This window comes from Bacillus sp. P4_E1 (assembly GCF_056401715.1).
On the sequence record NZ_JBFUIV010000004.1, the window covers coordinates 94,162 to 120,350 of the forward strand.

Genomic DNA, 26,189 nt, shown 5'->3' on the forward strand with positions numbered 1-26,189 from the left:
TACGGATGTTTTTCATCTTCATTCACAGTCTTCACATACTTCCCAGTACGGCCCCATTTCTACTGCAAGATATGGCTTTAATTGCAAACGAATCATTCGACTTGGCATGCGTTCCAATACGAATTGAATGCCGTCTTCCTCTTCATCCAACTCAACTTTTGAAATAGCAATTCTTTGCATAGTAGTAATAGGGCTTCCATCTTTATATAAAGTGATTTTCACCTCATCATACTCATTAAAATACAATTCAACATTCATTTGCTTTTTTAACATTTCATCAACAATTTCATAATTATCATTTTGTTCCTGGATTATATATTTCCAGCCGCCTCTATCCAATTCTATCGGAGCAGCTTGGAATAATGTCATCAAATCCTCGTATAGCATAAGATAACCCCTCTCTTACTAAAAAACGATGAGTATTTTATATACCCTTTATCTCTATCACTATCCATGTTTATTGTACCATATATCATGAATCTTACCGCATTCATTTGCTTTATAAACACATACAAAACATATAGTATTTTCAGTTCACTCTCTATTCACTAGTACGTCCTCTTACTGATAACTTATCACTTTCCTTATTTCCTACACACTACTTATAACTCTTAAAAAACCACAAAAAAGAAGAGTAATTTATATCACTCTCCTCATAAGACTTTTCCTGTAGCTACTAATGCTAACACTATAATTAAACTTGCAAATAATAGTGATACAATTAAACTAAAAATCGGTAATATTTTCTTTTCATTCTTCTTAAATAATAACCTTAAACTAAGAATGATATTTAATGGAACAAATATAAAATAAAAGTATTTAACGATTTGTAATGAGCTATTTGAAAGTGTTTTAAATACAAACACTTCAATTAAAAAAGCAACAAAGAATAAAATGCTTAACCAAAACGAGACATAGCTAAGCCAAGAATGTCTTTTCGTTCCCCAATACACTCCCATACTGATCTCCTTTAAACGTAGTCTATATTATATTAATTATACACCCGCTTAACAAATTCCTCTATTTTTCGACAAACATTAAATACATTGAACCTCTAATCCGTTTATCAGCTAAAAGACTGTCTCTAATAGCACTAATGCTATTTTGAGACAGCCTCCCCTTTTTATACTTTAAATCTTTCAATTAATACTTGTAACTCTTCAGCCATTTGAGATAGTGTACCAGCTGCAGAACCAATTTCTTCCATAGAAGCTAACTGCTCCTCAGCTGACGCTGCAACACTTTGTGTACTCGTCGCATTATTTTGTGCCGTCATAGCAATTTGACCAACCGAAATAGATACTTCATTTGCACCTTTTGACATCCCATTAGCTGTTTCAACCATCGTTTTAATTTGGTCAGCAATTTCATTTGTAGATTGTAAAATTTCAGTAAAATTTTGTTTTGTTTCATTTGCAATAACAAGTCCAGATTGCACTTCTTCATTTACATTATTCATAGATTTTACTGTCTTACTCATATCATCTTGTATTTCACAAATTAATTTACTAATTTCACTTGATGATACACTAGATTGTTCTGCTAATTTTCGTACTTCATCAGCAACAATTGCAAAGCCTCTTCCATGCTCACCAGCTCTTGCAGCCTCAATTGCTGCATTTAAAGCTAGAAGATTTGTCTGATCTGCAATATTTTGAATAACTTCTAAAATATCACCAATTTGCTTTGATTTGTTATTCAACAACTGAATTACAGCATCTGACTGTGAAACAGATTCCGCAATAGATTGCATTTGATTTACTGTTTTTCCAACTAGCTTTCCACCATCTTCTGCTTTTTCGCGAGTGTGAGCAGAAGCAGTATTAATAGATGATGAGCTATTTGCTACATGCTGAATCCCTTCTGTTACATCAAACAGTAACATAGCACCATTTTCTACGCTTGCTGTTTGCGTCGTTGCACCACTTGATATTTCATCCATTGCTGATGTAATTTGTTCAGTCGCTTCACTCGCTTGTCTCACACTTGCTGTTAACTCTTCAGATGCAGCTGCAACATGCCCTGCTGAAGTATTAATTCTTCCAATTAACGTTCTTAGTGAATCTGTCATTTCATTAAAACCTTTTGCAAGTTGACCGATTTCATCGTTTGAATGAATTTCAATTGTTTGCGTTAAATCTCCTTCACTTATTTCTTTAGAAGTGGCAACTAATCTCTTTAAAGGTTTTGTAATAGAAAGAGTTACGAAATAAATAAGTGCCCCACCTACAACTAATGAAATAAGCATAACAATTAACATATTATAAAATACAGGCTGAGCAGCTTCAATTACTTCATTTGAGTACATCGTTCCACCGATTTTCCAACCTGTTTTTAAGTTTGTAGCAAATACCATTTTCTTTTCACTACCATCATACGTGTATGAAAAAGTGCCTTGATTATCTTCGTAAATTCTCTTTGCCCAAGAATCAGCTGCTTTATCTCCTGGTTTTTCTTGAGGATGCGCAATTATTTTTTGTTTTCCATCTAAAATGAAAGTATATCCTTTTTTACCAATATTGATTAACTTTGTTGTTTTCAATAAATTCTCTAAACTTAAATCTACCGCAACAACACCATTTTTATCTTCTGTTTGTTTCGCAATCGTTACGACAATATGTCCATTTCCTTTCGCCTTATACGGTTCAGTGACCACGATTCCACCTTGTTTACTCACTGCATCTTTATACCAAGAACGAGTTGTTGGATCATAATCTGCTGCCATTTGTATATTTGGTTCTTGCACAAACTTCTTATCATTGCCGGCAACATATACTTGTTCAATATCTTTATTTAAATTAATATATTGAGATAATACCTTTCTTAATTCATCTTGATTATCTCCTTGATACATATCACTATGAATCACTCGTGCAAAGTTATTTACTTCGTTAAATTTCGCCTCAATCATTTGATTGATTAAATTATCTAATATTTTTATATTATCGTGAGCACTACTCGTAATTTGTGATTCAAAATTCTTTTTAGCCGTTTGATAAGACATTCCTCCAATAATAGAGACAGCTGCAATTAAAATTATCAAAAATGAAATTAATAGCTTTTTTGCTACTTTTATATCTCGAAACCACCTTAACAGTTTACTCATTATAAACCTCCTACATTTAAATATTAAGTTTTAAAGATAAATAACCAATTATGAATATATCCCATTCCCTATCCTCTATTTTTACAATTCGTTTTTGATAAACACCTTGTAAAGTTTAAACAAATATTCCCCCTTTGTCTATATATATGAATAATATTATTATAAAATTTACAAATACAAAAAACCAAAGGAATAGTCCTTTGGTTTTTTACATTTTTTTATGTTGTTTAGAAATCTTCTTCCATCTATCTCGTTCCGCCCTTGCCAGAGTAATGTTTTGTTTTCTCATAACATATGCCAATTCTCTTTGCAGCTTTTTATAGCTTAGTAAGCGCTCTACGGGTATAGTTCCGTTATCTATAGCATTTCGCACTGCACATCCTGGTTCACCTTCATGTTTACAATCTCGAAAGCGGCAAGTATTTGCAAGATCTTCAATATCGGAAAATGTAGTTTGAATTGCCGTGCTTCCTTCCCAAAGCTGAAGTTCCCTCATACCAGGCGTATCAATTACTAAACCGCCACTCGGTAATTGGAACAATTCACGGTGAGTTGTCGTATGCCTTCCTTTACTATCTTCTTCACGTATATCTCCGGTTTTTGCTACAGCTGTTCCTATTAATGCATTTAATAAAGTAGATTTCCCTGCACCTGAAGATCCAACTAAAGCAATTGTTTTTCCTGGTGAAACAAATTGTTGCAATAATTCTATTCCGACGTACACTAAGCTATCAACAACAAATATAGGAACACCGATTGCTACCGCTTCAGTTTCTGCAATTTTCTGTTCCACATCTTCACATAAACTACTCTTCGTTAAAACAATAACAGGCATTGCACCACTCTCATAAGCCACCAGCAAATAACGTTCCATCCTTCTTACGTTGAAATCATGGTTAAGTGCATTCACTAAAAATAGATAATCTACATTTGTTGCGATAATTTGTTCTTCAGTTCTGTTACCAGCTTCTTGTCTTGAAAAAGAACTTCTTCTCGGAAAAATACGGTGAATAATTGCCTTTTTCTCATTTTCTATTTTCTTTATATATACCCAATCCCCAACTGCCGGATAATCTCCCTTCGTTAACGCTTCATGACGAAACTTCCCAGACAGTTCCGCTACATATTCACCATCATTACAAATAATCCGATATATATGCTTATGCTCAAGTAAAATACGCCCTACTTCATAGTTCTCTACAGCTTGTTCTTCAAAAAAAGAATCCCATCCGAAAGATTCTAAAATATTTTGATCCAAATTAATATCCTCCCTAGTTTGAACTTAGTGGAAGGATCGTGCGCTCACTTATAGAGTATCGCCCTTTCCGTCCACCTTTGTATTTGGTTTATTATTCATATAAGTTAATTTCGCCATAATACATCACCCCGTTCTTATTTTAATTACTCTCATTATATGGAATATTGATTTAAAAAGCTACCTCATTTAACGTAATTTTCAAATAACTTATTTTTTAGCATTTTAATTTGTCCGCGATGACTAATTTCATCTTCTAGCACATGAAACCAAAGGTAGTGCTGATTATACGCTACGCCATTAGGCCACTTTCTTTCTGACATTAGCCATTCGTCATCCTGTTCACTCAAACACTTTAGTGTTTCTTCTCTCACTTTTTGCAAAAGTTGTACATAATACGGTATGTCATAGCCACGAATAGATTTCCCTGCTTCCCCTAAATACAGTGCATCTTCCCATATTTCTAATTCTTCTTTTGTAAAGTCACGCTTTTGAAATGAAATAAGCTGATGTGCTTTTTCAATAGCTGCTATATGCTTTAGTAACGCTCCGATGGAATTCCCTCCACTCGGCATAATTAAATCTAATTGCTCAACTGATAGCTTGTTTATTTCCTGTAATGTTACAGCCCTCGTATGTTCCAGCATGCTTACTAATTCCCCTATATTTTTTGTATAACCATCTACACTTCTTATTCGATAATCTATATTCATATCACGCACCCCTTTCTACATTCATATTAAGGAATAACCGCTTCATACAATAGACTGAAATATATCAGATTTTTCTGTTATAATTAAATTAAATACGGAATAAACCTAAACAAACTTTCTCAATATGCTTATATGAAATATTAAAAGGAATCAATATCAAATTATCGAATCTTATTCACTAAAAGGAGTGGATTCGATGGAAATGTATCAATGGCTAACCGCTGTTCTCGTTGGTGGCATTACTGGCTTCGTTTCCCATCTGATCAATAACCAAGGCAAGTTATTGCTTCCACGCCGTTTAAAAACTTTTTTTCATTTTGGATTTTTAACTGATATTTTTACAGGTAGCCTCGCCGCACTTCTTGGACTCGTTTTATTCGATGTCACCTTAATAAAAGAAATTATAAAAGTCTCCATTGTGACCGCTATTTCCGGTCAAACGTTTTTACTTCACCAAGCTCTTGGTGGTGAACAGGCTAAAAATACGCAAATTGGGAAAGCTGATGAGAAAATCCAAGAAATTGACAAACTATTACGACGTTAGTCTATACTTTCTCTAAAAATTATTGTTATAATAAAAAATAAATATTTTCTATTGCGTCGTTTGTCAGAAGAAAGGGTGTTTCGTATGACAAAAAAGAAAATAGAAGATTTCTTAACAAACACCGAAAAAGAGGAACTGCTAGAAAACTATAAATGTTTACGAGAAGCCCGCACAAAAAGCGAAGCTAACTATTTTGGTGAGGCAGTAGACCATCTATTAAATAAAGTAAAAAAACGAATTATTAAAGAAGCAGGAATACATGATGAAAATGCGGCAACAGTTCAATCTAAACGAAAAGCACTGTTTTAGCTAAAACAGTGCTTTTTATTACGGCATTTTTCACATTACTTTCACATCTATTTCACAAATATAAGTATTCCTATATGTTAAACTAAGTATATCCTTTTCCAAGGAACTATATGCCAATATATAAATCCCTATCTCTTTAGGGATTTTTTATTTTTTTGGATTTCCCATAATTTTACTACAATACATTTCTATTATTTGTCTACTTTTTTTACCCCCTGCACTCAAAAGCTCCTTCATGTATTTCTTCTCCTTTTATATAAAAAGAGGGCCCTATCCCTCTTTTCAACTAATCTTCTAAAATAGATTCAATCTCTTTCATAACTTTTTCATTCAATGAAACATCCACTGCTCTTACACTTTCTCTTATTTGCTCTGCCCGCTTCCCGCCAGGAATAACAGTATCAATTCCTTTTTTGTTTAATAACCACGCTAAAGCTAAATGCGATACTTCGAGATTCTTTTCTTTAGATAAGCCTTTTAACTTCTCAACTTTCTTAAAGTTACTCTTATATGTATTTTCTTCAAATAGATTTACACTTTGACGCCAATCGCCTTCATCCAATTTAAAATCTTCTGTATATTTACCGCCTAGTATCCCAAAGGCAAGAGGCCCGTACGGAATAAATGAAATACCTGATTCTATACAATATGGCAAAAGTTCTTCCCCAGCAACACGATCCAACATATTATACGGTGATTGTACAACATCTATATGTCCGTGCTGATTCGCTTCTTTTAGTTGCTCTACATTTACGTTAGATATTCCAATTGAACGAATTTTCCCTTCCTCTTTTAGGCGAGTAAGCTCTCCAATTGAATCTATGTAACTTGTTTCAGGATTTGTAAAATGTAAATAATATAAATCAATATAATCAGTTTGTAATCTTCTTAAGCTATTTTCCAAAGCATTTCTTAAATAGCTTCGTTCATTATTAATATGAACCTCTCCATTTAATAACGGCTGAATTCCACCTTTTGTAGCAAGTACAAACTCGTGGCGTTTTCCTTTTAATACTTCTCCTACCAATTCCTCTGATCTACCGAAACCGTATGAATCTGCTGTATCAAAAAATGTAATCCCTTGCTGAATTGCTTCTTCTATTAATCTTTTTCCTTCTTCCTCATTCACATCAGCATATAAATTATGTCCCCCAACAGCGTTTGTTCCTAACCCCAACTTCGAAATATTTAGTCCTGCCTTTTGCAATTTTGTATACTTCATTTTTTATCCCCCTATATTTCTATTGTTCGATTATATTCGAACAATAGAAATATACCACTTTATATGTTATAGTGCAAATATATTAACTTATACAAGCAGGTGAAAAAATGCGTACTCTCTATCATCCAAATCGAGAAGAAATTCAATTCTCTTCTGTCTTATATGCACTTAGCGATCAAATTCGTTTACAAATTGTAACTATGCTACTAGAGAAAAATGAACAATCTTGTGGTGCGTTAAACATTCCAATTGCAAAATCAACTTTATCTCATCATTTCAAAGTTTTACGTGAATCTGGTGTTATGTTTACACGACTTGAGGGAACGCAACGTTTCATTTCAATTCGTGAAGATGATTTAAATGCTCGATTCCCTGGTTTATTAGATGTTGTAATACATGCGACAGAACCATACTAAAAAACATCTCATATAAATATGAGATGTTTTTTAGTAATTACTATTCTTTTAATAAATCTATTAATCCATTCCCTTCAGATGTACGTTCATACCCTAAAGGTACAGTCCTTTTTATAAGTTGCGCATATATTTCCGGCTCTGATAATTTTCTACCATACTCTCTCTCACACTGCTTTATGAGAAGTGCTAGCGCCCCAGCGACATGCGGCGTCGCCATTGAAGTACCACTTAATACCGCATATTTCCCCTCTGGATACGTAGACAGTATTTCATCACCCGGCGCTACTAAATCAATTTCTTGATTTGAATTACTAAAGCATGAAATTTTCCGTTCTAAATTAACAGCACCTACTTCAATTACTTCAGAATAAGCACCTGGAAAATCTAATTCTTCAGTATCATCGTTACAATCTCCATCATTTCCTGCAGCGCACACGACAAGTACGTCTTGTTTTACCGCATTTTGAATAGCTTCATGTAACTCTTGTACATCTTGCGGACCACCAAGTGACATTGAAATAATTCTTACTTTCTCTTTATTCGGTCCTCTCCAATTTACAGCATAATGAATGGCCTCAATAATTTGCTCATAACTTCCAGAACCATCTCCAGCTAATACTTTTAAAACTAACATTTTAGAAAGTGGTGCGACTCCTAGTACACCCACTCCATTTTCAGTCGCTGCAATTGTCCCCGCTACATGAGTACCATGCCCATTATTATCAAGATAAATATTGGGATTTCCTTCATAATCTTTTGTGAAATTTCTCCCACCAATAATACGATCTTTTAAATCTACATGATTTACATCACAACCTGTATCTAAAACAGCAACGACAATGTCTTTTCCTTTCGCGCTCTTTTCCCATACTTGCGGAGCATGAATCAATTGTACACCTGGTGGAATTTCATTTACTTGTTCAACCACTTTATTTACAGTAAACGGAATTAATTTAATGCCTTTTTGTTTATTCGCTGTACTACTATTCATCGTAATCCCTCCTGAAAATATATTATTTTCATTTCAGACCACTATTGAATGCGTTTAGATTTAACATTCGTTTTATTCGTTCCATTTCCCTTCCTCTCAAATGTTTCTCAATAAACAAAAGAAAAGGACCATTAATGGTCCTTTTCTTTTTCAGTTTTTCAATAGAATAATATAAAGTGAAACTATAATCAGTGGGTGGTGTTCATCCCCCACTGATTATTAGCCCTCACCAATCGGGCTTTTACGGGCAGCCCGACTCCCACCCAACTTCTTTTCTTCAGCCGAGTTTTGAGGTGGGAGTTTTACTGCCCACAAATAGCGGGATAAATTAAGACTAATTCTTACTCTTGTTCAAAAACTGCTCAATTTCTTTTATTACATGTTTTGCGCCTTCTATACTAACAGTAATGTTTCCATTTGCTAATGAAATATTTTGGTCTGAAACATCACCTGTTATTTGACAAGCATTGTAAGGTTGATATTTTTGTAAAATGACTTTGTCTTCTTCTACAAAAATTTCAAGTGGTGATTTGATTTGTATTCCTAATACATCTCGTAATTCTTTAGGAATAACTATCCGTCCCAATTCATCTACTTTTCGAATAATTCCTGTTGCTTTCATGTTACTCCCCCCTTACTCTCTATTATTTTTTTCACCTCGCTATTTTCATTTTATCACTATATATTTGGTAATGCCTTACTCTTTTTAGAAAATATAGTACAAAAGTTAAAAAAACACATTTAACGAATATTCAATCTTTCTTTCAATTGTTTTAAATAACGCGATCTTATAATTAAGAAGTATACAACTTGAATACCTACGAAAATACTTAATACAATTGTATTTTCTTTAAACAGTGAGTACTCAAACATTTGTCCTAACGCAGTTAATGCTACTGCCCCGTGTAATGTTGCAACTCCAACTGGAACGAAGAATAAAAGCGCTAAGCGGATTGTGACTACTTTCGATAATTCCCCTCTCGTCAATCCAACTTTTCGAATCATTTCAAATAAACGAGTATCGTCCTCCAAATCTGAAAATAAACGGAAGTAAAGGAAGCTTCCTGCACAAACGAAAAATACAATACCAATAAAGAAACCTACAAATAAAATGGGTCCTGCGATTTGTAGACTTTGATTTTGATCGTACTCTTCTGCACTAAACGTTGAATGTTCTTCATAAGGCTTCATCTGAAGCGTAAGTTCCTTACCGACCTCAATTTCATCTTTCGCGGATTGTGTTTTATACATATAATCTTTTTCTTCTTTAAATCCATCTTGTAATGAATCATATTGATTTTTAGAGATTACATACACATTACCTCTTAGTATTTTACTTAATGAAGAAGTATTAACTTTTTTCACATTTAAAGGTTCATTCATATTTGGTAAAGTAATTTCTTTTCTTTCTTTCATCGGTGGTCCGGGTATTTCGACTGACAAAAATAAAGCCTCTTTATTTGATACAGTATTAAATGGTTCTCCTGTTAACTTTGCATATTCTTTATAATCTGATTCTTTTATAAAAATGGCGCTTCTTAACGACTGCTCCTCCGTTTTCTTCGATGAAATATTTATTTTTGAAGCTGCTATATTATGTTTCTTTAATCCTTCGTCAATGATTTTCAGATGCTGTGGCTCATTGCTATTACCTTGCTTAGACTGATAGTGAAACGCAATTGGTCTGTCCATAATTTCTTTCGTCATCGAAGCAAACCCAACCAATGTACCTATTGCTGAAAATGCTACTGTTGAAATAATCGTTACAATAAAGAACATCCTTGCATTATCTCTCATACGGTATGCTAAATCTGACAAAGTAATAATATTTGTCTGTGTCCAATAGAAACGTTTGCTTTTTTTACATAATCGAATAATAAAGACGCTCAACTGCTTGTACAGCAAATACGTACCAATAATGACTACCGTTGTAACAGGAATCATCATTATAAATACCATTGCACCATGTGACATAAGAGCTCCTGCATAACCAGCGCTAAGCAATAATACTGCTAATATAGAAGAAATTATAGATGCCTTCGGTTCTGGCTTCGCCTCTGCTGATCCTCTAAACAATTTCATAATTTTATTTTTACGAACCATTCCTGCACTAAACAATGAAATGATCATAAATAATACGAAAAACATAATACTCGTTACAACAATCGCTTTCATCGGTATGTAATAGGATAAAGAGATATCTAGTTTTAATATCATCGGAGCTACAAATATTAATATCCCTGAAAACAACATACCTGAAAGAATCCCAAAAATTATTGCTCCTATTCCAATCATTATATTTTCAAAGAAGATAAGACGCTTTAATTGATATTTCGTCATACCTAGCATCATTAAAATTCCTAGTTCACGCTTTCTCGTTTTTAAAAACATTCCCATTGAATATAAAATAAAGAAGAATGTAAATAAGTAAATAATAGACTGCGCAAAAGACATACTTACGAATACGTACTGTCCTAATTCTCCAGCACTTAATGCCGGATGAAACGCAAAAAATGAATACACAAAAAAGGCCATAATTGCAAATGCACTACTCAAAAAATAAGCTGAGTATGTTCGTCTATTTCGCGTTACATTTCGAAATGCGAGTTCTCTAATGTTCATACTACTTCTCCGCCCTTCTACTAACTATACTTTTATATTAGTAAAGTTCGGAAATACCTTCCATCGATTCAAATGACAAAAACCTTACATTATTGAAAGGTTTTAAACAATTGCTTATATAAAACAGTTTCATTATAATGACTACATTCATACACGCATCCTATTGTATATTCGTTAGTTTTGCGAAATAATAAAGGATAGAAGTATGTACCAATATACATATAAACTTATTTACCGCTTTAATATGAATAGGAGGAAAACATAATGACATTACAAGAACAAATTATGAAAGCATTACATGTTCAGCCTGTAATTGATCCGAAAGTAGAAATTCGTAAACGAATTGATTTCTTAAAAGATTATTTAAAAACTACAGGTGCAAAAGGATTTGTACTTGGAATTAGCGGCGGACAAGACTCTACACTAGCAGGACGTTTAGCACAGCTTGCAGTCGAAGAAGTTCGTAATGAAGGTGGTAACGCAACGTTTATCTCCGTACGTCTTCCATACAAAGTACAAAAAGATGAAGATGATGCACAATTAGCATTACAATTTATTCAAGCTGATCAGTCTGTTGCTTTCGATATCGCTTCAACAGTTGATGCTTTCTCAAATCAATACGAAAACTTATTAGACGAATCATTAACAGATTTCAATAAAGGGAACGTTAAAGCGCGTATCCGTATGGTTACACAATACGCAATCGGCGGACAACAAGGGCTACTCGTTATCGGAACTGATCATGCTGCTGAAGCTGTAACAGGTTTCTTCACAAAATTCGGAGATGGCGGTGCAGATTTATTACCATTAACGGGATTAACGAAACGCCAAGGACGTGATTTATTACAAGAATTAGGTGCAGACGAGCGACTTTACTTAAAAATGCCAACAGCTGATTTATTAGATGAAAAACCAGGTCAAGCTGATGAAACAGAGCTAGGCATTACTTACGATCAATTAGATGACTATTTAGAAGGTAAATCCGTTCCAGCTGACGTTGCTGAAAAGATTGAGAAGCGTTACAAAGTGAGTGAACATAAAAGACAAGTACCAGCGTCAATGTTTGATGATTGGTGGAAATAGAACATAAAAAAGAAGCTAATCTCATTTAGCTTCTTTTTTATACGTTAACGATATACCCCTACTCTTTTCTCTAATAAATCCTGCAAGCAATCTTCATGTTGTTTATTAAACAATGGCGGCATTTTGTCTAAAGGGAAAAACTGCAAATCTAACGTTTCATCACCGTCTATTTTTGTATTCCCTCCAACGATTGAAAACTTAAAGAATATTACAATTGCCTGTGCCTGATCTCCATTCGGATATGCTTGAAAATATTTCGTATACACACCAATGAGCTCATCAATTTTCACATCATATCCTGTTTCTTCTTTTATTTCTCGAATCGCAGTTTCTGCCGCAGATTCCCCGATTTCCATTGCACCGCCTGGAAATCCCCAAGCATTAAAGTCTCCTCTTTTTTGCAGAAGCACTTCACCAAATTCATTAAATACACAACCTCCTGCAAAATTCAAAATAACATAATCATGCCCTATTTTTTCACGTAATTCCTTTATATAATTCGCCATCTGCTTCTCCTTTTTATCCATCTTCCATTATTCTTTTTTATCTTTTTCAAGCAATTCAATAATCCGATCTAACTTCTGATTCATATTAATCACATGTTGTTTTTTCATAGTGTTGTTTTGCAATAATCTTTTAATGAACAGAGTAAATGATACAAAAAACAAAACGATAAGTCCGATTACTAGACAAAAATATATCAATGCAAATATATTATTTTCGAACAAATTCATTCAGCTATCACATCCTCTATTTTCAATTATTTTATCACATAATTCTAAATAGTCACTAGAATTATACTCAAACGTAAAAAGAGCACCTTTTAAAGATGCTCTTTTTCATTAATACGTAAATGTAATTGTCGCTAATGAATAACCTGTCATTGCACTATATGGCGCAACTTGATAAGATACACGCTTTGCACCTTTTGGCCAAGTTATTTCATTTAATACTTTCTTTATATCTTGCATCGTTCCATCCATGGACTGCTTATATCGTACTTCTACTTTTTCTGGCTTGGAAGCAAATTGTTGCTGTAATTTTTTCTTAAACTCATTGTAATTTTCCGCTCCGTATTGTGCAGATAAATACTTTAAATTTGTTTCTTTTAACATTTGTTCATATACAGCAGTTTTTGAACTACCGGCTTTTATTTTGCTTGTTAATTCGTTGAAGTAGCTTGTAGTTGCCACTGGATATTCACTACGATCCCATTCATGGTCTTTGCTTAATTGTTCATCAGACATATTAAAATATGAATATGTTACGCGCCCAGCTTTATCAGGAACTGGATCATCGAATGTAGTATCAAGGTGGTACCACTTGTTATCAATGTTCACTAAATTCCATGCGTGAGCTTGTCCATTCCCTGTACCTGTTACAATATGATTTTGAATACCTGCTTCTTTTAGTAATTGATATGTTAACAATGTATATCCTTGGCAAACGGCAGAACGATTCGCTAACGCTTCATACGCTGTATATGCTTGATAAGAAGTATCATATGATACTTCTTTCACAACATAATCATGAATAGCTTTCACTTTTTCATGTTCATCCATGCCTTGTTTAATGATAGAATTTACAATTGCTTTCGCCTGAGACTTTACATACTGTGTTTGCTCTTTTGATTCACGATACTTCACTTGTAATGTAAATGTATAATTCCCTGGCATCCCTTTTATAGAATATTTAGTAGACGCTACATTATATTTTACATACTCATCAGCATCTACAATTTTATTAAACTCGCCATACAATTGGTCCATAATATTTCTAGCATTTCTATCTTTTGTTTTATATGTGATTGTAATATTTTCTTCTCTATTATCAATCTGTTTTTTTAATTCTTTTCTGAAATCATTTAACAACTTTGCATCTGATTGTGTTGTCACTGTAGTCGGATTCGTAGCCGCATAAGATACAGCTGACGCCTGTAAGCCTCCCATTACTATAGTTGAACAAAGTGCGGCAGCTGTCACATACTTACTTGTCTTTCCCATCTTGTCACTCCTTACATTCTATAACTATACAAAAAAGTATCGTATAGTTTCAGAGTATACAATACTTTTCAAAATAGGTCATATGAGATTATGCATATTTAACATTTTTAAAAGGGTTGTTCTTTTAGAAAAAGAACAACCCTTTTTTTAGCAAGTTTGTAACACACAGCATGTATTTTCAAAATGGCGATTTTTCAAGTCTTCATTTCCAATACAGAAATAAAGCATCCCTAAATCTCCCCACATCATATTACAATTTTTAGTATCTGAATCAATTTGGAATAAGAGCGTCATATGCTGTGGATCTATCCCCATATATTGTCCAGTCTCGTACAATACCTCATCTTGTACAGAGAATGGTTCTCCAAACATTTGATGATTATCATAGTTGTCTGGGATTAGCTCTTCAAGTAATTGCAAGAAACGATCTGAATCCGCCTCATCTTCAATGAAAAGCTCTGGCAATTTATATGTCAGTTCAAAATTAATTACACACTGGTTATATTTCGCTTGTATTTCATCTGCTCTACGTAATTGCTCTACAGGGATATCATAATAAAGTACACGTCCAGCTTCGGTTGGATCCACATCTTCTTCAAAGTAATTTTCAATACTAAAGAAATATAACATCCCTGTCTTAGGAAGATTGTGATCCATACCAACGTTTTGTAAATCACTTAAATTAAATTGTGCGATAAAACGTAACGGATTCTCTTTGTATGTTGGATATTCAAATGTATTTGGCAAATCAGGAACTCCGCTCATTTTCGAACTGCCTATCGCAATTATTTCCTGTTGTTTTGGCACAACTTTTACACAAGGAAATACAGTATTAATAAGTTCCTGTTTCAAATGTGTTAGTTCATATTTATCAATTAATATTTCAATTTTCTGTTCCATAAATTCTCCTTACATTTACATACTTATTTGTATCATAGCACAAAGATTATACTTCATTCATTGTAAATTCAACAAGCCCTCCAAAAAACGGGCTTATCCCTCGTACGCGAACAAGTTTAAAAAAGCATAGTATACATTGTTCCTACAAACACGATAGTTCTTTATTTCTTCCAGTACATTTTCCCCTCGTTCATTTTTATTTTTAATTTAAGGAGGAATTCCACATGGGTTACGGATATAGTTGCGGCGGTTACGGCGGTGGTTACGGTTACGGCGGTAGTTGTGGTGGCGGTTGTGGTTATGGAGGTTTCGCTTTATTAATCGTTTTATTTATCCTTCTAATCATCATCGGAGCTAGCTGTTGGGGCGGCTTTGTAGGCTGCTAGTAAACTTAAAAACTATTGTAAAAAAGCACGTACAATACGTGCTTTTTTTCCATTTTCATTTTTTAGAAAGGAAGTATGTTCAATGAAAATTGATGGTGTTTTTGAAGGAGGCGGTGTACGCGGAATTGCTCATGTAGGGGCAATTTGCGCGTTAGCCGAAAAAGGATATGAATGGGAACGTTTAGCTGGAACATCAGCCGGCGCTATTATTGCAGCTCTTCTAGCAGCAGGATATTCTTGTTCCGAATTAAAGACGATTGTAACAGACATTGATTATGAAAAATTCACTAAAAAAACTTTTCTTGATAAAATCCCCTTTATTGGTAAAGGATTAAGCGCTTGGTCTACTCTAGGTATTTATTCAAATGTATTTCTCGAAGAATGGCTAGAAGACCTGCTTAGAAAAAAAGGAATTCATTTGTTTACAGACTTATCCGATTTGAATAAGCTCAAAATTATTGCTTCAGATATAAGCAATGGTAAAATGGTTATTTTTCCCGATGACTTACCAAACTACGGATTTTTAAATTATCGCTTCTCAATCGCTAAAGCAGTAAGAATGAGTAGTACAATCCCTTTCTTCTTTGAGCCAGTAAAATGGAGAACACCAAAATGGAAGCAGCCTTGTTATATGGTTGATGGCGGGATTTTAAGTAATTACCCAATTTGGATTTTCGATTCACCGACTTCTCCTCGCTGGCCTACCTTTGGATTTCATTTTGTAAAAGATGAGATTCAAGCTGATCCCGCCCACTATGACGAACCTATTTCCATGTTCAAAGGATTATTTAAAACGATGATGCAAGCTCATGATTTACGGCATTTAGATAAAGAATCAAAGGCTAGAACTATTACAATTCCAACAGGAAGCATTACCAGTACTAATTTTCAACTAACTAAAGAAGAGAAAGAATGGCTCTATAACTCTGGTTATAATGCAGCTAATAAGTTTTTACAATCCTGGAACTTCAGACAATATGTTGATGAATATAGAGACGGAAATCAGGATCGAAAAACAAATCGGTATTTCCGTCAACTTGACTCATAATTATATTATTTTCCCTGTCACACTTTAATAGTAAATAAGCCTAATAGTATAGTACATTATTAGGCTTATTTACTTCTTATGTACTCTCCCATTATTTAAGGATAAGTTAACCCTTCAGCTTCTTCTGCGGTAATTACTATGTAACGGTTTCCAGTTCTTAATCCTAACAGTTCTGCTTTTTCAACTGCATCCTGTTTTGTCTCTGCATAAGCAGCTAAATATTTATCCCCATCGATAATTTGGCAAATCACATATTGTTTCATGGTTTTCTCCTTTTATATTTTAATTAATTGCGCAATCTTTTTTATTCCAACTTCAATTTCTTCTACAGTTGCATAGGAATAAGAAAGACGTAAAAATTGGTTAGCACTTCTATCATACAAAGTGCCTGGGTTTAACAACACCTTTTCTTGTAAAGCTTTTTCAAATAAACTACGATTCGAAATTGGTAGATTTATATGTAGCCAAATGTAAAAGCTTCCTACTGGCTCATGCCAAGTTGCAATGCCACTACAATACTTTTCTAACATACTTATCATAAAATCTCTACGTTTTTTCAATTCACTTCTTACAAACTGTAAATGTTCATCATACAATCCATTTTCAAACCACTCCGCTGCAATCTGCTGGGATATAGAACTTGAACCATAATCAGTTTGCATTTTTATATCTGCTAACCTTTGAATAACTGATTCTGATCCAACAACCCACCCAATTCTTAAACCAGGACTAATGACTTTGGACATACTTCCAATATGTAGCACGATACCATTTTTATCATATGCCTTTAAAGGCTTTGAAACTGGTGCATCGAACCATAAATCTTGATATACCGCGTCCTCAATAATAGGTAATCCAATTTCATTACATATCTCCATCACTTCTTCCCTCTTCTTAGCGTTCATACTAAAATTGGTCGGATTATGAAAAGATGGGATTGTATATAAAATAGATGCGTTAAATTGTTTCTTATATTTTGTGATATAGGAAGTATTTATACCATTCTCATTTATTGGTATTCCAATCAAGCGCATTCCTGCTGATTGAAATACATTAAGCGAATATAAATATGATGGTTTTTCTAATAAAATTGACGCTCCTTTCGGAAGAAGCCCCATAGAAATAAGTTGCAGTGCTTGGATTGCTCCCGAAACAATTAAAATAGAGTCAGGAGATACATATACCCCATGCCCTTTTAAATATTCCGCAATTTTTCCTCTTAAATGGAGATTTCCTTTCGGTTCCTCATACCCAAGTGTAACATTTGATTGTAGAATTTTATTAATAATACCCTTCATCTTTTTCTCAGGCAAGAGACTCGGTGAAAGTTCACCTGTTCCTAATCGAATTACATTGGGAGTAAATTCAGCTTGATTAATCTCTTGTACAGCAGGAAGATTCGGATAATGAAGTCCTGTTTCTACATAAGACTGCCAGTTTGGAGGCGGGGCATATGTAGAAGTACTCTCACTATTATTTATAACAATTGTTCCCTTCCGGCCATTCCCCTCAACATACCCTTTTGCTACTAATTCATCGAAAGCCATTACAATTGTACTTCGATTCACTTCAAACGTATGCGCCAAATCTCTTTGTGAAGGTAATTTAGTTCCAATTGTCCATTCCCCATTAACAATTCTCTCTTTTATATAAGATTCTATTTGTTTATACAAAGGAACAGATGAAGACATATTAGGTTTCCAAACGAGCCTTTCCATTATCTCACCTCACATACTTTATGGTTGGTAACCTATCCAACCATATGGATGGATACAAATTTTCATTTCTTCTATACAATATAGACTATCATAATTAATCAAATTAAGTAGGAGGTAATCTGATGAGTGAAGCAATTATTCACGGTATCATCCTTGCATTTGGTCTTATCATTCCATTAGGTGTCCAAAATGTTTTCGTCTTTAACCAAGGCGCTAGTCAACCAAATATTTGGCGAGCTGCTCCTGTAGTCTTGACTGCATCTATATGTGATACATTATTAATATTAATTGCTGTACAAGGTGTCTCCCTTGTCCTCTTAACTTTCTCTTGGTTAACAACCACCTTGTATATGATTGGATTTTTCTTTCTTATGTATATGGGCTGGGTTATTTGGAGAAGCGATCCTTCAAATGATGTAAAACAAGAAAAAAGCATGCCTTTAAAAAATCAAATTATTTTCGCCGCATCAGTTTCATTACTAAATCCACACGCAATTTTAGACACAATTGGTGTAATCGGAACAAACTCTATACAGTACATAGGAAGTGAGAAATGGGCTTTCACTTTTGCAACAATTATAGTTTCTTGGATCTGGTTTATTAGTTTAGCTTTTGCTGGAAAATTTCTAAAAGGATTTGACTCAACAGGAAAAACGATTATAGTATTAAATAAAATTTCAGGGCTACTCATATGGGGAGTCGCACTTTATATGTTAAAACAAGTTGTTTTTCCTAACTAATTAAAGAGAATTGCATGTTATGTAATTGGCATGCAATTCTCTTTCGCATTATGAAGTTGGTTCCGGTTTCTGTTTTAACATCATTTCATCTTTTGCTGGTTTAATCCAAATAATTGCTATGACAGCACCAATAGCAGCGAAGATGCTTGTTAAATAAAACACTTCATGGTCTGCCCCTTTCATAAAAAAAGAATACAGGGGTGGTCCAGCTGCTACACCGATAAATCGCATTGAACTATAAAATGACGTAACTGTCCCCCTCTGCTCTTTTTCAATCCCTTGTGTAATAAGAGCATCTAGACATGGTAACGCCATACCAATTCCTCCCCCCATAATAACGAGACAAAGAAGTAGCAAATAGATTCCTTTTAGAAATAAAGGTAAGAAGACAGATGCAGCAGCCAGTAAAAATCCAATATAGATACACTTTTTCATAATATCTTGTTTATCTCCAATTTTTTTACCAGCCATATATGAGCTAAGTGATAGTACAAGTAAAGGAATAGCGAGTACACACCCTTTCCATATACCATGAATATCGTACTTCGACTCCAGTATAGTTGACAGATAAAAAAGTATTCCGAATAAAATAAGCATAATAATTGCACCTAGTATAAAAATGGCAATTAACCATCTTCCCTTTTCTCGAAACGTAGAGATAATAGATTGAATAAATTCCTTAAGTGGTGGAGCTTCTTCTTCTTGTTTCTTCGCCTTTACTAGTACCAGTAGTAAAACAATCGATATTACACATAAAACTGGAATCGCCCAAAATGGTAAGAACCATACAATTGCTGCAAGAGCTGATCCTAATATGGGACTCAATACTTTTCCAAATGTATTTGACGTCTCAATGATTCCTAAACCTGCACTAACCTGTTTTTCATCTTTGTATAAATCACCGACACATGGTATGACAACTGGCATAGCACCAGCAGCACCTATCCCTTGAATTGCTCTTCCGATAAGAATCCAAACATAAGGGTTATCAACTTTCCATGATACCCATCCCGTTATCGCTCCTCCAATAGCTGCAATTAATAAACTTGGAACCATTACCATCTTTCGTCCCCATCTATCTGATAAATAACCAGCAATCGGTATAAGTATAATTGCAATGATAGAATAAATTGTAATTATCATGGATACTTGGAAAGATGAAATATGTAATTTCTTTTCAATGGTTGGCAGGATTGGAATAAGCATTGAATTACCTAGCGTCATAACAAGTGGAACTGATGCAAGTGCAATTAAACAACAGTTTTCTTTTTTTAACATGTTGATTTCGGAACCTTTCATCATATATTTCTTACCATATAATAGCCCTGCTGGAAATTATGTTTACATTCCACCAGGGCTATTTCATCTTTACTACTTTCCATTTACAACAAAAGAAATTGGGTAAAATATAGCATTACTCCTATTCTTTGAATCCTGTTCACAATATATCCATACCAATTAATTGAAAATAAAAAAGAAAGGAAGAATCCTTCCTTTCTCCTATAACCTTCTACATTTAGCGAGTATATCCGCCACCAAGCTGTTGTTCTGCCATCGCTACAAGGCGTTTTGTAATTTCACCGCCTACAGAACCGTTTGCACGTGAAGAAGTATCAGCCCCAAGCTGTACACCAAACTCTTGTGCAATTTCATATTTCATTTGATCTAGAGCTGCTTGTGCTCCATGTGATGCTAATTGATTAGCGTTACGATTTCTAGCCATTACCGATCACCTCCTTATATATATTAAACTGTATCAAATCCGAAATTAAATACATGGTAATTTTTGGTTATTGATAAAATAAAAAAAGAGTCTCCTAAACGAGACTCTTTCATCATTTCACCTTATGAACTTACTACTTCTAATTTTCTATTCGTTAATACTTTCATTTCTTCTTTCAATATATCTTTCGCATTATGCCCAAACCATTCAAGCGAAGCAAAATGATCAGTATCTCTCACTTCCCGGATGATTTCATCATAGTTTACAATACCTTCAAATAATGGAACCATTCCTACACGACTTCCAGCAGCGGCATATACATTATTTGGTTCAAACACGTGTAAATACTCCGCTGATGATATATTCTTAAAATGGTAATGTTGTATCCACGGCTTTAATCGATGAAAACTGTCTACAGGGTCTGCACCAGACTCCCATATATGAAGAAAATCAAGGTTTATTTTTAAATATGGATGATTTACTTCTTCTAACAATTTCAAAGTAGACGGCAAAGTATCCGTTAACGTATTTGGATGTGTTTCTAATAGTATATACATATTATGCGGAGCAAATAGATCACAAATCATGCGAATTCGTTCCACATACTCTTTTCTCTCTTGTTCCGAGAAATCCTCACTACCTTTTTGCCCGGCAAACGTACGAATTTTATTTGTATTAAACCAATTAGCTAGTGTTACCAGCTGTTCACATTTTTCCATCGTTTTTTGAAAATCCGCTAATAATGATATGTCCAAGTAATCACTTATCATCGTAACTTCTAAATTTTTATCCTTTAAATAATCTATTTCTCGTTCTGTCGTTTCACGCTCTTGCATATATAAATTTTGTGCATGGGTCCCCCACAACTCAATTCCTTCAAAACCGTTTTCGTATGCAAATTGAACAATATCAGTAAATGAAATTAGTTGATGGCGAAATGAAATTGTACATAGCGAATATTTCATTGGTTTGAACTCCCTTATCTTAAATTCAATGAACTTGTATTAGTTAAGAAAGACTGATTTGTTATCATTTCTTTCCATAACAGAAACTGTTTCTCTAGTTCATCCTTAATCTGCAGTTCAATTGTATTCATTTCATCAAGTTTCTCAACAATTGGTAATAACATATCTTTATTATTTGTCATTGCCATTTTAATAGCACGGTACTGTACATTTGTAAATCCTTGTACAATGTCTTCCACTCGATCACACCAATAATCAAATTCTTGCTCCGAATATTGTAAAGTTTCACGGAAGTATGCAAAGGCATGTTCATAGCTATATTTACGTATTGCCAATACGGGTATTTGCTTTACTGCCGTTACGAGCCCGGAAAGTGAATACCCACCCTCTTCATTTACCATTTTTATTATTAATTTTTTTAATTCCATTGTTAGTTCATTATCATCTTTTTTGAATGTTTCCATGAAATAACTTTCTACCATCTCTTGTGTTGGCTCCTGAATTCCTTCTATATCAATGAAATAGCCTCCACCAAATGGGTTGTCTTTAACAGAATGGAGCACTTTTTCTCTTTCCATATTCCCTTCCCAGCGAAAATCAGGATCAAGCATGAACCATTCCTCTTCTTTCTCTGTCTTCGATATCATTAAGTAATGCGGAAACGGTTTTTGATGAAACTTATTTTCTCTCTCAGGCAATAAAGACATATCAACCATTACAATTACGTAACGATTTTCCGGCTTATTTTCTACTAATTCTAAAAATGTTTCTACATTGCTACTTTTATCTTTTGAATGATCGTACCATTCGTTCACTTTAATGCCATACAATTTTTCATACCAAAGTAAGTAGTTATCATGATTAATGTTTTCGGAATGATAAGAAATAATCCCGCCTTCTGTTATATCAAAATCTCCATCCCATAATCCGAAATAAAATGGACGGAAATCTATATCGCTACGCCTTTTTATAATTTCACAAAAACAACTCACTAAACAGTGAACTTTAATTGAAGTCATACTCTCATCCACTTTCCTAAAAAGTTAGTTATTCACATTTATTTCGTGTAACGGCTGTAACTCTTCCATAAAGTCAAGCAAAGATCCTACAGTAAGAAACGCCTTTGGGTCTATCTCATCCTCTGGAACGCATAGCTTTAAATCCATTTCTATGTATACTATAAGCTGTAACATCATTACCGAATCTATATATAAATCTTGATTTAAACGCATCGTTTCTTCTAAATGCGTTACATTTTTCAGTTCCATTTTTTCTCTCATAATACTTAAAACTGCTTCTTTTAACATTTCACGACTCATGTTGTTATCTCTCCCATCTCTAATAACTTCCGACTTACTTTCCCTGTTTTATTTTTCGGAATCTCTGCTACATTTTCAATTTCATGTGGCACTTTATAAGACGGTAAATGCTGTATGCACCATTCTCGTATTTGTACTGGTTCAATACGAGAGACTACTTTCGCTTTTACTATTTCTCCCATCACAGGATGCTTGCCCCGGTATACAATCGCCTCCTGAATACCTTCTAATCGAAGCATCGTTTCTTCCACTTCTATAGGAAATACCTTTAGACCGGACACATTAATAACATCATCTATTCGCCCCATGAAATGAAGGCCTTGCTCAGATCTATAACCTAAATCTTTTGTATAGATCTCCTTTTCAGCAATTTTCACTACGATTTCTTCAGGTTCATCTTCATTTGAACCTATGTTAATACTTACATGAGGAAGTGGTTTTCCTAAATCCAAATGTGTTTCCATAGTATGACATATACTAATGCAACCAGCTTCAGAACAGCCGTACTGCTGCATCATGTATTTCGTCATGCCCTTTAACTTATAAAATAGCGTTTCTGGCAAAGGTGATCCTGATGTCATAATTTTATGAAACTGAAAAGTCCCTTGTGGAAAACTCCCCATAATATGTAACATAAGTGGTACTGCGTATATGATATGTTTTTCGGTATTACGAACTATATTTAATGCGAATTTAGGGTTTTTATTTGTAATGATTATAGGCTTACTACCTCTCGTAATTGCTGATAACGTGCCACAAATTAATCCGTATGAATGTGAAACTGGAGCCATTACAATTGGCACTTCGTCTTCTTCACATTTTAAAGCTTCATTGTAAGCAGCAATTTCTGTTTCAATTTCCGTCCATGCTCTACGAATCAGTTTTGGCTCTCCTGTTGTACCTGAACTATACTGCAATAAAGACGGTTCTTCTTGTAATAGATTTGGAACTTCTAATTTTGTAAAGTCGTTACTTTCTCCGTATAAAAGTGCAGTACACTTTGCGCGCTTTGCCATTTCAATAGCTGTATCCTTTGGCGTATCTTCATGAATAAGTAGTACAGATGCTCTTTTTTCTTTTAGGAAAAACACAAGCGTAATAATATCGAATGGATTTTTCAGACAAAGTGCAAATCTATTTCCTTCTGCTTCTTGAAATTGTTCCACTCCCTCGTAACCTTGTAATCTCAATTCAAAATCATATTTGCTAAATTCTTGTTTATTAACGATTAGCATGATTTCCCCCTGTAACAACTGATTTTTGTATTGTAAGTTGCTTTGCTCTATACAATGGATTTGGAACTTCATGAACAAGCGATTCCACATCCATATATAAACGACGCTTCGTTAATTGCTCTGCATGAAATGTAGGTGCATATAATTGTAATGCTTCAAAACGTTCTTTCAAATGCGAAAATCTTTCAAAATGATCTTCTATTTCTTCAACAAGAATGATCCAAAATTGTTCCTCTTTCAACTGATACTCATCTGCCAGCACGAAAGCCAGTTCACCTAGATTGAATAGGAAAAGCGCATCTAAAACCATTTCTTGCAAACATTCAATACGGTCCATTTCAAAGAAATCATTCATTTGACCATTCGCATATGTTTTATGCATTTTAGTAAAGTCTGGACATTTTTCGAGTTCTTTCAAAAATGGACGATGAAACTCCAGTCCTTCATGAAAATCTTTTAGTGCAATACGGACTGGTATTCCCTCTTCATGAACTAAAATCATGTTTTGTCCATGTGATTCTAATGCGACTCCATGCTCTACAACGAGGTGTACAACTGGGATAATTGCTTTTTGAATAAGCAATTGTAACCAGCTTTCTACTCCATATCTCTTTAACCACAAGTCAATAGTTGGTGTCCCATCTTTCCCCTTGGCATATAAACCGTTAAATGGGATTGCCTCTTCTTTCTTATCTAAATATTTGTGAACGCTTTCGCGCCAAATACATCCTAATGAGCCATACGTAGCTTTTTTATTCGCATCGTACGTAACACTCGAAAATTCATTTAACAAAATTAAACGCGATTCATCCCTTAAATAAGGGTCATGATTTACTATATCTTTTAACCAATTCGATATAGCAGGTGCACTCACAACCGAATGTGGTTTTAATGTACGGATAGTTGAAGTATTGAGTAAATTCATTGATAACTTTACATATGGTTTCTCTCGATTCGTAACATTTCTTAATGTCCGCATCGACTGCTGCGCGCAATAATCATCTTCTGATTTCCCTAAATAAATAATATATTTACCCTGTATATGGTCAGTATAATTCGGAATAATAAAGTTCTCCCACTGCCAAGGATGAACAGGTATAAACATGTACTTCTTCGAATCACAGTCCATTGTTCGAATACGATCCATATACTCTTCGATTTTCTTTTCACCAATTTCTTCTTTAAAGGTACAGTTATAACTCTCTTCACTTTCATATCCTACAGTCGTATATTTCTCATGAACTGCAATCCATATAATTTTCATTGGTTGCATAAATTCAAATCCATATTGAAAATTATCACGATATTGAAACCCAATGCGTGCTTTATAACTAGGATGATACGGGTGTCCATCTATTAAATGACTTTCAAGCTCATCATAAGATTTCGCAAGATAGTCTTCTTCACAACTTCTCTCATATTGTGCAATCGTATCTTTAAAGATTGTTTGTTCTAATTCTTGAATAAAAGAATCCAATTTCGTTCGATCCACTTGAACAATCCGAAAAATCTCCTGTAAAAATTGTGAAACTGATTGTATTTCTTCTTCCTCATCTTGAACTCTCATTATTAATGAGTCATGTAAACAAATACGCCCAAATGTCATACGTTCTTGCCCATAGCATTGGTACATTACATTTTGATCCTTTTCATCAAGACCTTGTATAATAAAAAGTATTTGCTCTCCCTTTTGTATACGAATCGGCGTAATGATTTCTTCATAAATTAACGATTCTACTAATTGCCGGAATACTCTTCTTCTTACTGAAATGTACTCTTTTGATTGGAGTGCCTTCAATATTTTTATGTGATAAACTTCTTCTTTCATAAATCCCTCCGCTATAATACGGAATATCAAATTCCATTATTTGTATTACGTGAAATTTTAGCA

General features: G+C 34.1%; 29 protein-coding genes and 1 pseudogene. 7 read left to right on the forward strand and 23 right to left on the reverse strand.

Going from position 1 to position 26,189, the window contains the following annotated elements; all coding sequences use genetic code 11:
• Positions 1 to 18: 18 nt before the first annotated feature.
• The 5 genes from AC1DS7_RS06945 to AC1DS7_RS06965 form a co-directional block, all read right to left on the reverse strand.
• On the reverse strand, positions 19 to 387 hold the full coding sequence (locus tag AC1DS7_RS06945) for a DUF3979 family protein (protein ID WP_002086098.1): 369 nt from the start codon (positions 385 to 387) through the stop codon (positions 19 to 21).
• 266 nt (positions 388 to 653) lie between these two features.
• Positions 654 to 959: a hypothetical protein gene (locus AC1DS7_RS06950; protein WP_016102175.1), complete on the reverse strand. Its 306-nt coding sequence runs from the start codon at positions 957 to 959 to the stop codon at positions 654 to 656.
• Positions 960 to 1,123: 164 nt separating this feature from the next.
• Positions 1,124 to 3,106, reverse strand: coding sequence for a methyl-accepting chemotaxis protein (locus AC1DS7_RS06955; RefSeq protein ID WP_002012412.1), 1,983 nt, complete (start codon positions 3,104 to 3,106; stop codon positions 1,124 to 1,126).
• A gap of 208 nt (positions 3,107 to 3,314) precedes the next feature.
• Complete coding sequence (gene rsgA, locus AC1DS7_RS06960; RefSeq protein ID WP_016102176.1) at positions 3,315 to 4,364, reverse strand: ribosome small subunit-dependent GTPase A; 1,050 nt, start codon at positions 4,362 to 4,364, stop codon at positions 3,315 to 3,317.
• Between the two features lie 182 nt (positions 4,365 to 4,546).
• Positions 4,547 to 5,074, reverse strand: coding sequence for a DinB family protein (locus AC1DS7_RS06965; RefSeq protein WP_476998872.1), 528 nt, complete (start codon positions 5,072 to 5,074; stop codon positions 4,547 to 4,549).
• 196 nt (positions 5,075 to 5,270) lie between these two features.
• Between AC1DS7_RS06965 and AC1DS7_RS06970 the strand changes: the two genes are divergently transcribed.
• On the forward strand, positions 5,271 to 5,618 hold the full coding sequence (locus AC1DS7_RS06970; protein WP_000426320.1) for a DUF4257 domain-containing protein: 348 nt from the start codon (positions 5,271 to 5,273) through the stop codon (positions 5,616 to 5,618).
• A gap of 84 nt (positions 5,619 to 5,702) precedes the next feature.
• A complete protein-coding gene (locus AC1DS7_RS06975; protein WP_002141385.1) occupies positions 5,703 to 5,927 on the forward strand; it encodes a hypothetical protein in 225 nt (74 codons plus the stop codon).
• Positions 5,928 to 5,957: 30 nt separating this feature from the next.
• Here the strand turns inward: AC1DS7_RS06975 and AC1DS7_RS06980 are convergent.
• Together AC1DS7_RS06980 and AC1DS7_RS06985 are read right to left on the reverse strand one after the other, a co-directional pair.
• Positions 5,958 to 6,164, reverse strand: a pseudogene (locus AC1DS7_RS06980) (hypothetical protein).
• Positions 6,165 to 6,213: 49 nt separating this feature from the next.
• Positions 6,214 to 7,149, reverse strand: a complete 936-nt coding sequence (locus tag AC1DS7_RS06985; protein ID WP_215588962.1) for an aldo/keto reductase — start codon at positions 7,147 to 7,149, stop codon at positions 6,214 to 6,216.
• Positions 7,150 to 7,256: 107 nt separating this feature from the next.
• Between AC1DS7_RS06985 and AC1DS7_RS06990 the strand changes: the two genes are divergently transcribed.
• Positions 7,257 to 7,565 carry an ArsR/SmtB family transcription factor gene (locus AC1DS7_RS06990; protein WP_016102179.1) on the forward strand — a complete coding sequence of 103 codons (309 nt, stop codon included), beginning with the start codon at positions 7,257 to 7,259 and terminating at the stop codon, positions 7,563 to 7,565.
• A 40-nt stretch (positions 7,566 to 7,605) separates the two neighbouring features.
• On the opposite strand, the gene AC1DS7_RS06995 is transcribed toward AC1DS7_RS06990, so the two are convergent.
• From AC1DS7_RS06995 to AC1DS7_RS07005, 3 genes are all read right to left on the reverse strand, one after another.
• Positions 7,606 to 8,556: a serine protease gene (locus AC1DS7_RS06995; RefSeq protein WP_016102180.1), complete on the reverse strand. Its 951-nt coding sequence runs from the start codon at positions 8,554 to 8,556 to the stop codon at positions 7,606 to 7,608.
• Between the two features lie 334 nt (positions 8,557 to 8,890).
• Positions 8,891 to 9,178 (reverse strand): AbrB/MazE/SpoVT family DNA-binding domain-containing protein, encoded by a 288-nt coding sequence (locus AC1DS7_RS07000; RefSeq protein WP_016102181.1) that lies wholly within the window; start codon positions 9,176 to 9,178, stop codon positions 8,891 to 8,893.
• A 119-nt stretch (positions 9,179 to 9,297) separates the two neighbouring features.
• Positions 9,298 to 11,178 carry an FtsX-like permease family protein gene (locus AC1DS7_RS07005; protein WP_016102182.1) on the reverse strand — a complete coding sequence of 627 codons (1,881 nt, stop codon included), beginning with the start codon at positions 11,176 to 11,178 and terminating at the stop codon, positions 9,298 to 9,300.
• A 264-nt stretch (positions 11,179 to 11,442) separates the two neighbouring features.
• Between AC1DS7_RS07005 and nadE the strand changes: the two genes are divergently transcribed.
• Positions 11,443 to 12,261: an ammonia-dependent NAD(+) synthetase gene (gene nadE, locus AC1DS7_RS07010; RefSeq protein WP_002031433.1), complete on the forward strand. Its 819-nt coding sequence runs from the start codon at positions 11,443 to 11,445 to the stop codon at positions 12,259 to 12,261.
• 44 nt (positions 12,262 to 12,305) lie between these two features.
• On the opposite strand, the gene AC1DS7_RS07015 is transcribed toward nadE, so the two are convergent.
• The 4 genes from AC1DS7_RS07015 to AC1DS7_RS07030 all read right to left on the reverse strand — a co-directional run bounded on the left by AC1DS7_RS07015 (position 12,306) and on the right by AC1DS7_RS07030 (position 15,164).
• Positions 12,306 to 12,767 carry an NUDIX hydrolase gene (locus AC1DS7_RS07015; protein WP_002141378.1) on the reverse strand — a complete coding sequence of 154 codons (462 nt, stop codon included), beginning with the start codon at positions 12,765 to 12,767 and terminating at the stop codon, positions 12,306 to 12,308.
• Between the two features lie 27 nt (positions 12,768 to 12,794).
• On the reverse strand, positions 12,795 to 12,995 hold the full coding sequence (locus tag AC1DS7_RS07020) for a DUF4083 domain-containing protein (RefSeq protein WP_002141377.1): 201 nt from the start codon (positions 12,993 to 12,995) through the stop codon (positions 12,795 to 12,797).
• Positions 12,996 to 13,103: 108 nt separating this feature from the next.
• The gene (locus tag AC1DS7_RS07025) at positions 13,104 to 14,264 is read right to left on the reverse strand and encodes a transglutaminase domain-containing protein (RefSeq protein WP_016102183.1); all 1,161 of its coding nucleotides are present in this window, start codon (positions 14,262 to 14,264) and stop codon (positions 13,104 to 13,106) included.
• Between the two features lie 147 nt (positions 14,265 to 14,411).
• On the reverse strand, positions 14,412 to 15,164 hold the full coding sequence (locus tag AC1DS7_RS07030; protein WP_476998873.1) for a YwqG family protein: 753 nt from the start codon (positions 15,162 to 15,164) through the stop codon (positions 14,412 to 14,414).
• A 224-nt stretch (positions 15,165 to 15,388) separates the two neighbouring features.
• On the opposite strand from AC1DS7_RS07030, the gene AC1DS7_RS07035 reads away from it, so the two are divergent.
• Together AC1DS7_RS07035 and AC1DS7_RS07040 are read left to right on the forward strand one after the other, a co-directional pair.
• Entirely contained in the window at positions 15,389 to 15,550 is a 162-nt protein-coding gene (locus AC1DS7_RS07035; protein ID WP_002012392.1) for a YjcZ family sporulation protein, read from the forward strand.
• A gap of 82 nt (positions 15,551 to 15,632) precedes the next feature.
• Positions 15,633 to 16,598 carry a patatin-like phospholipase family protein gene (locus AC1DS7_RS07040; protein ID WP_088039240.1) on the forward strand — a complete coding sequence of 322 codons (966 nt, stop codon included), beginning with the start codon at positions 15,633 to 15,635 and terminating at the stop codon, positions 16,596 to 16,598.
• 95 nt (positions 16,599 to 16,693) lie between these two features.
• Here the strand turns inward: AC1DS7_RS07040 and AC1DS7_RS07045 are convergent, their stop codons facing one another.
• Positions 16,694 to 16,861, reverse strand: a complete 168-nt coding sequence (locus AC1DS7_RS07045; RefSeq protein WP_002012388.1) for a DUF3933 family protein — start codon at positions 16,859 to 16,861, stop codon at positions 16,694 to 16,696.
• A gap of 12 nt (positions 16,862 to 16,873) precedes the next feature.
• Positions 16,874 to 18,316 (reverse strand): aminotransferase-like domain-containing protein, encoded by a 1,443-nt coding sequence (locus AC1DS7_RS07050; RefSeq protein ID WP_215588961.1) that lies wholly within the window; start codon positions 18,314 to 18,316, stop codon positions 16,874 to 16,876.
• A 122-nt stretch (positions 18,317 to 18,438) separates the two neighbouring features.
• Here AC1DS7_RS07050 and AC1DS7_RS07055 point away from each other — a divergent pair, with 122 nt between their 5' ends.
• The gene (locus tag AC1DS7_RS07055; RefSeq protein WP_002189328.1) at positions 18,439 to 19,056 is read left to right on the forward strand and encodes a LysE/ArgO family amino acid transporter; all 618 of its coding nucleotides are present in this window, start codon (positions 18,439 to 18,441) and stop codon (positions 19,054 to 19,056) included.
• Between the two features lie 48 nt (positions 19,057 to 19,104).
• On the opposite strand, the gene AC1DS7_RS07060 is transcribed toward AC1DS7_RS07055, so the two are convergent.
• The 7 genes from AC1DS7_RS07060 to AC1DS7_RS07090 form a co-directional block, all read right to left on the reverse strand.
• Positions 19,105 to 20,334 (reverse strand): MFS transporter, encoded by a 1,230-nt coding sequence (locus tag AC1DS7_RS07060; RefSeq protein WP_321147156.1) that lies wholly within the window; start codon positions 20,332 to 20,334, stop codon positions 19,105 to 19,107.
• Between the two features lie 238 nt (positions 20,335 to 20,572).
• Positions 20,573 to 20,779, reverse strand: coding sequence for an alpha/beta-type small acid-soluble spore protein (locus AC1DS7_RS07065; RefSeq protein ID WP_000113539.1), 207 nt, complete (start codon positions 20,777 to 20,779; stop codon positions 20,573 to 20,575).
• A 122-nt stretch (positions 20,780 to 20,901) separates the two neighbouring features.
• On the reverse strand, positions 20,902 to 21,744 hold the full coding sequence (locus AC1DS7_RS07070) for a sugar phosphate isomerase/epimerase family protein (protein ID WP_002031414.1): 843 nt from the start codon (positions 21,742 to 21,744) through the stop codon (positions 20,902 to 20,904).
• Between the two features lie 14 nt (positions 21,745 to 21,758).
• Positions 21,759 to 22,763 (reverse strand): DUF6005 family protein, encoded by a 1,005-nt coding sequence (locus AC1DS7_RS07075; RefSeq protein WP_002141368.1) that lies wholly within the window; start codon positions 22,761 to 22,763, stop codon positions 21,759 to 21,761.
• A 24-nt stretch (positions 22,764 to 22,787) separates the two neighbouring features.
• Complete coding sequence (asbD, locus tag AC1DS7_RS07080; protein ID WP_002064932.1) at positions 22,788 to 23,063, reverse strand: petrobactin biosynthesis protein AsbD; 276 nt, start codon at positions 23,061 to 23,063, stop codon at positions 22,788 to 22,790.
• Positions 23,060 to 24,298, reverse strand: a complete 1,239-nt coding sequence (locus tag AC1DS7_RS07085) for an AMP-binding protein (protein ID WP_002141367.1) — start codon at positions 24,296 to 24,298, stop codon at positions 23,060 to 23,062. The genes asbD and AC1DS7_RS07085 overlap by 4 nt, the downstream gene beginning before the upstream one ends.
• Positions 24,285 to 26,126 (reverse strand): IucA/IucC family protein, encoded by a 1,842-nt coding sequence (locus AC1DS7_RS07090; protein ID WP_215588960.1) that lies wholly within the window; start codon positions 26,124 to 26,126, stop codon positions 24,285 to 24,287. Before AC1DS7_RS07090 ends, AC1DS7_RS07085 begins: the two co-directional genes overlap by 14 nt.
• Positions 26,127 to 26,189: the final 63 nt, after the last annotated feature.

What these genes read in the sequence shown, in the direction of transcription:
- AC1DS7_RS06945 (WP_002086098.1), bottom strand. Translation starts at nt 387, where the DNA reads ATGCTATACGAGGATTTGATGACATTATTCCAAGCTGCTCCGATAGAA.
- AC1DS7_RS06950 (WP_016102175.1), bottom strand. Translation starts at nt 959, where the DNA reads ATGGGAGTGTATTGGGGAACGAAAAGACATTCTTGGCTTAGCTATGTC.
- AC1DS7_RS06955 (WP_002012412.1), bottom strand. Translation starts at nt 3,106, where the DNA reads ATGAGTAAACTGTTAAGGTGGTTTCGAGATATAAAAGTAGCAAAAAAG.
- AC1DS7_RS06965 (WP_476998872.1), bottom strand. Translation starts at nt 5,074, where the DNA reads ATGAATATAGATTATCGAATAAGAAGTGTAGATGGTTATACAAAAAAT.
- AC1DS7_RS06970 (WP_000426320.1), top strand. Translation starts at nt 5,271, where the DNA reads ATGGAAATGTATCAATGGCTAACCGCTGTTCTCGTTGGTGGCATTACT.
- AC1DS7_RS06975 (WP_002141385.1), top strand. Translation starts at nt 5,703, where the DNA reads ATGACAAAAAAGAAAATAGAAGATTTCTTAACAAACACCGAAAAAGAG.
- AC1DS7_RS06985 (WP_215588962.1), bottom strand. Translation starts at nt 7,149, where the DNA reads ATGAAGTATACAAAATTGCAAAAGGCAGGACTAAATATTTCGAAGTTG.
- AC1DS7_RS06990 (WP_016102179.1), top strand. Translation starts at nt 7,257, where the DNA reads ATGCGTACTCTCTATCATCCAAATCGAGAAGAAATTCAATTCTCTTCT.
- AC1DS7_RS06995 (WP_016102180.1), bottom strand. Translation starts at nt 8,556, where the DNA reads ATGAATAGTAGTACAGCGAATAAACAAAAAGGCATTAAATTAATTCCG.
- AC1DS7_RS07000 (WP_016102181.1), bottom strand. Translation starts at nt 9,178, where the DNA reads ATGAAAGCAACAGGAATTATTCGAAAAGTAGATGAATTGGGACGGATA.
- AC1DS7_RS07005 (WP_016102182.1), bottom strand. Translation starts at nt 11,178, where the DNA reads ATGAACATTAGAGAACTCGCATTTCGAAATGTAACGCGAAATAGACGA.
- nadE (WP_002031433.1), top strand. Translation starts at nt 11,443, where the DNA reads ATGACATTACAAGAACAAATTATGAAAGCATTACATGTTCAGCCTGTA.
- AC1DS7_RS07015 (WP_002141378.1), bottom strand. Translation starts at nt 12,767, where the DNA reads ATGGCGAATTATATAAAGGAATTACGTGAAAAAATAGGGCATGATTAT.
- AC1DS7_RS07020 (WP_002141377.1), bottom strand. Translation starts at nt 12,995, where the DNA reads ATGAATTTGTTCGAAAATAATATATTTGCATTGATATATTTTTGTCTA.
- AC1DS7_RS07025 (WP_016102183.1), bottom strand. Translation starts at nt 14,264, where the DNA reads ATGGGAAAGACAAGTAAGTATGTGACAGCTGCCGCACTTTGTTCAACT.
- AC1DS7_RS07030 (WP_476998873.1), bottom strand. Translation starts at nt 15,164, where the DNA reads ATGGAACAGAAAATTGAAATATTAATTGATAAATATGAACTAACACAT.
- AC1DS7_RS07035 (WP_002012392.1), top strand. Translation starts at nt 15,389, where the DNA reads ATGGGTTACGGATATAGTTGCGGCGGTTACGGCGGTGGTTACGGTTAC.
- AC1DS7_RS07040 (WP_088039240.1), top strand. Translation starts at nt 15,633, where the DNA reads ATGAAAATTGATGGTGTTTTTGAAGGAGGCGGTGTACGCGGAATTGCT.
- AC1DS7_RS07045 (WP_002012388.1), bottom strand. Translation starts at nt 16,861, where the DNA reads ATGAAACAATATGTGATTTGCCAAATTATCGATGGGGATAAATATTTA.
- AC1DS7_RS07050 (WP_215588961.1), bottom strand. Translation starts at nt 18,316, where the DNA reads ATGGAAAGGCTCGTTTGGAAACCTAATATGTCTTCATCTGTTCCTTTG.
- AC1DS7_RS07055 (WP_002189328.1), top strand. Translation starts at nt 18,439, where the DNA reads ATGAGTGAAGCAATTATTCACGGTATCATCCTTGCATTTGGTCTTATC.
- AC1DS7_RS07060 (WP_321147156.1), bottom strand. Translation starts at nt 20,334, where the DNA reads ATGTTAAAAAAAGAAAACTGTTGTTTAATTGCACTTGCATCAGTTCCA.
- AC1DS7_RS07065 (WP_000113539.1), bottom strand. Translation starts at nt 20,779, where the DNA reads ATGGCTAGAAATCGTAACGCTAATCAATTAGCATCACATGGAGCACAA.
- AC1DS7_RS07070 (WP_002031414.1), bottom strand. Translation starts at nt 21,744, where the DNA reads ATGAAATATTCGCTATGTACAATTTCATTTCGCCATCAACTAATTTCA.
- AC1DS7_RS07075 (WP_002141368.1), bottom strand. Translation starts at nt 22,763, where the DNA reads ATGACTTCAATTAAAGTTCACTGTTTAGTGAGTTGTTTTTGTGAAATT.
- asbD (WP_002064932.1), bottom strand. Translation starts at nt 23,063, where the DNA reads ATGAGTCGTGAAATGTTAAAAGAAGCAGTTTTAAGTATTATGAGAGAA.
- AC1DS7_RS07085 (WP_002141367.1), bottom strand. Translation starts at nt 24,298, where the DNA reads ATGCTAATCGTTAATAAACAAGAATTTAGCAAATATGATTTTGAATTG.
- AC1DS7_RS07090 (WP_215588960.1), bottom strand. Translation starts at nt 26,126, where the DNA reads ATGAAAGAAGAAGTTTATCACATAAAAATATTGAAGGCACTCCAATCA.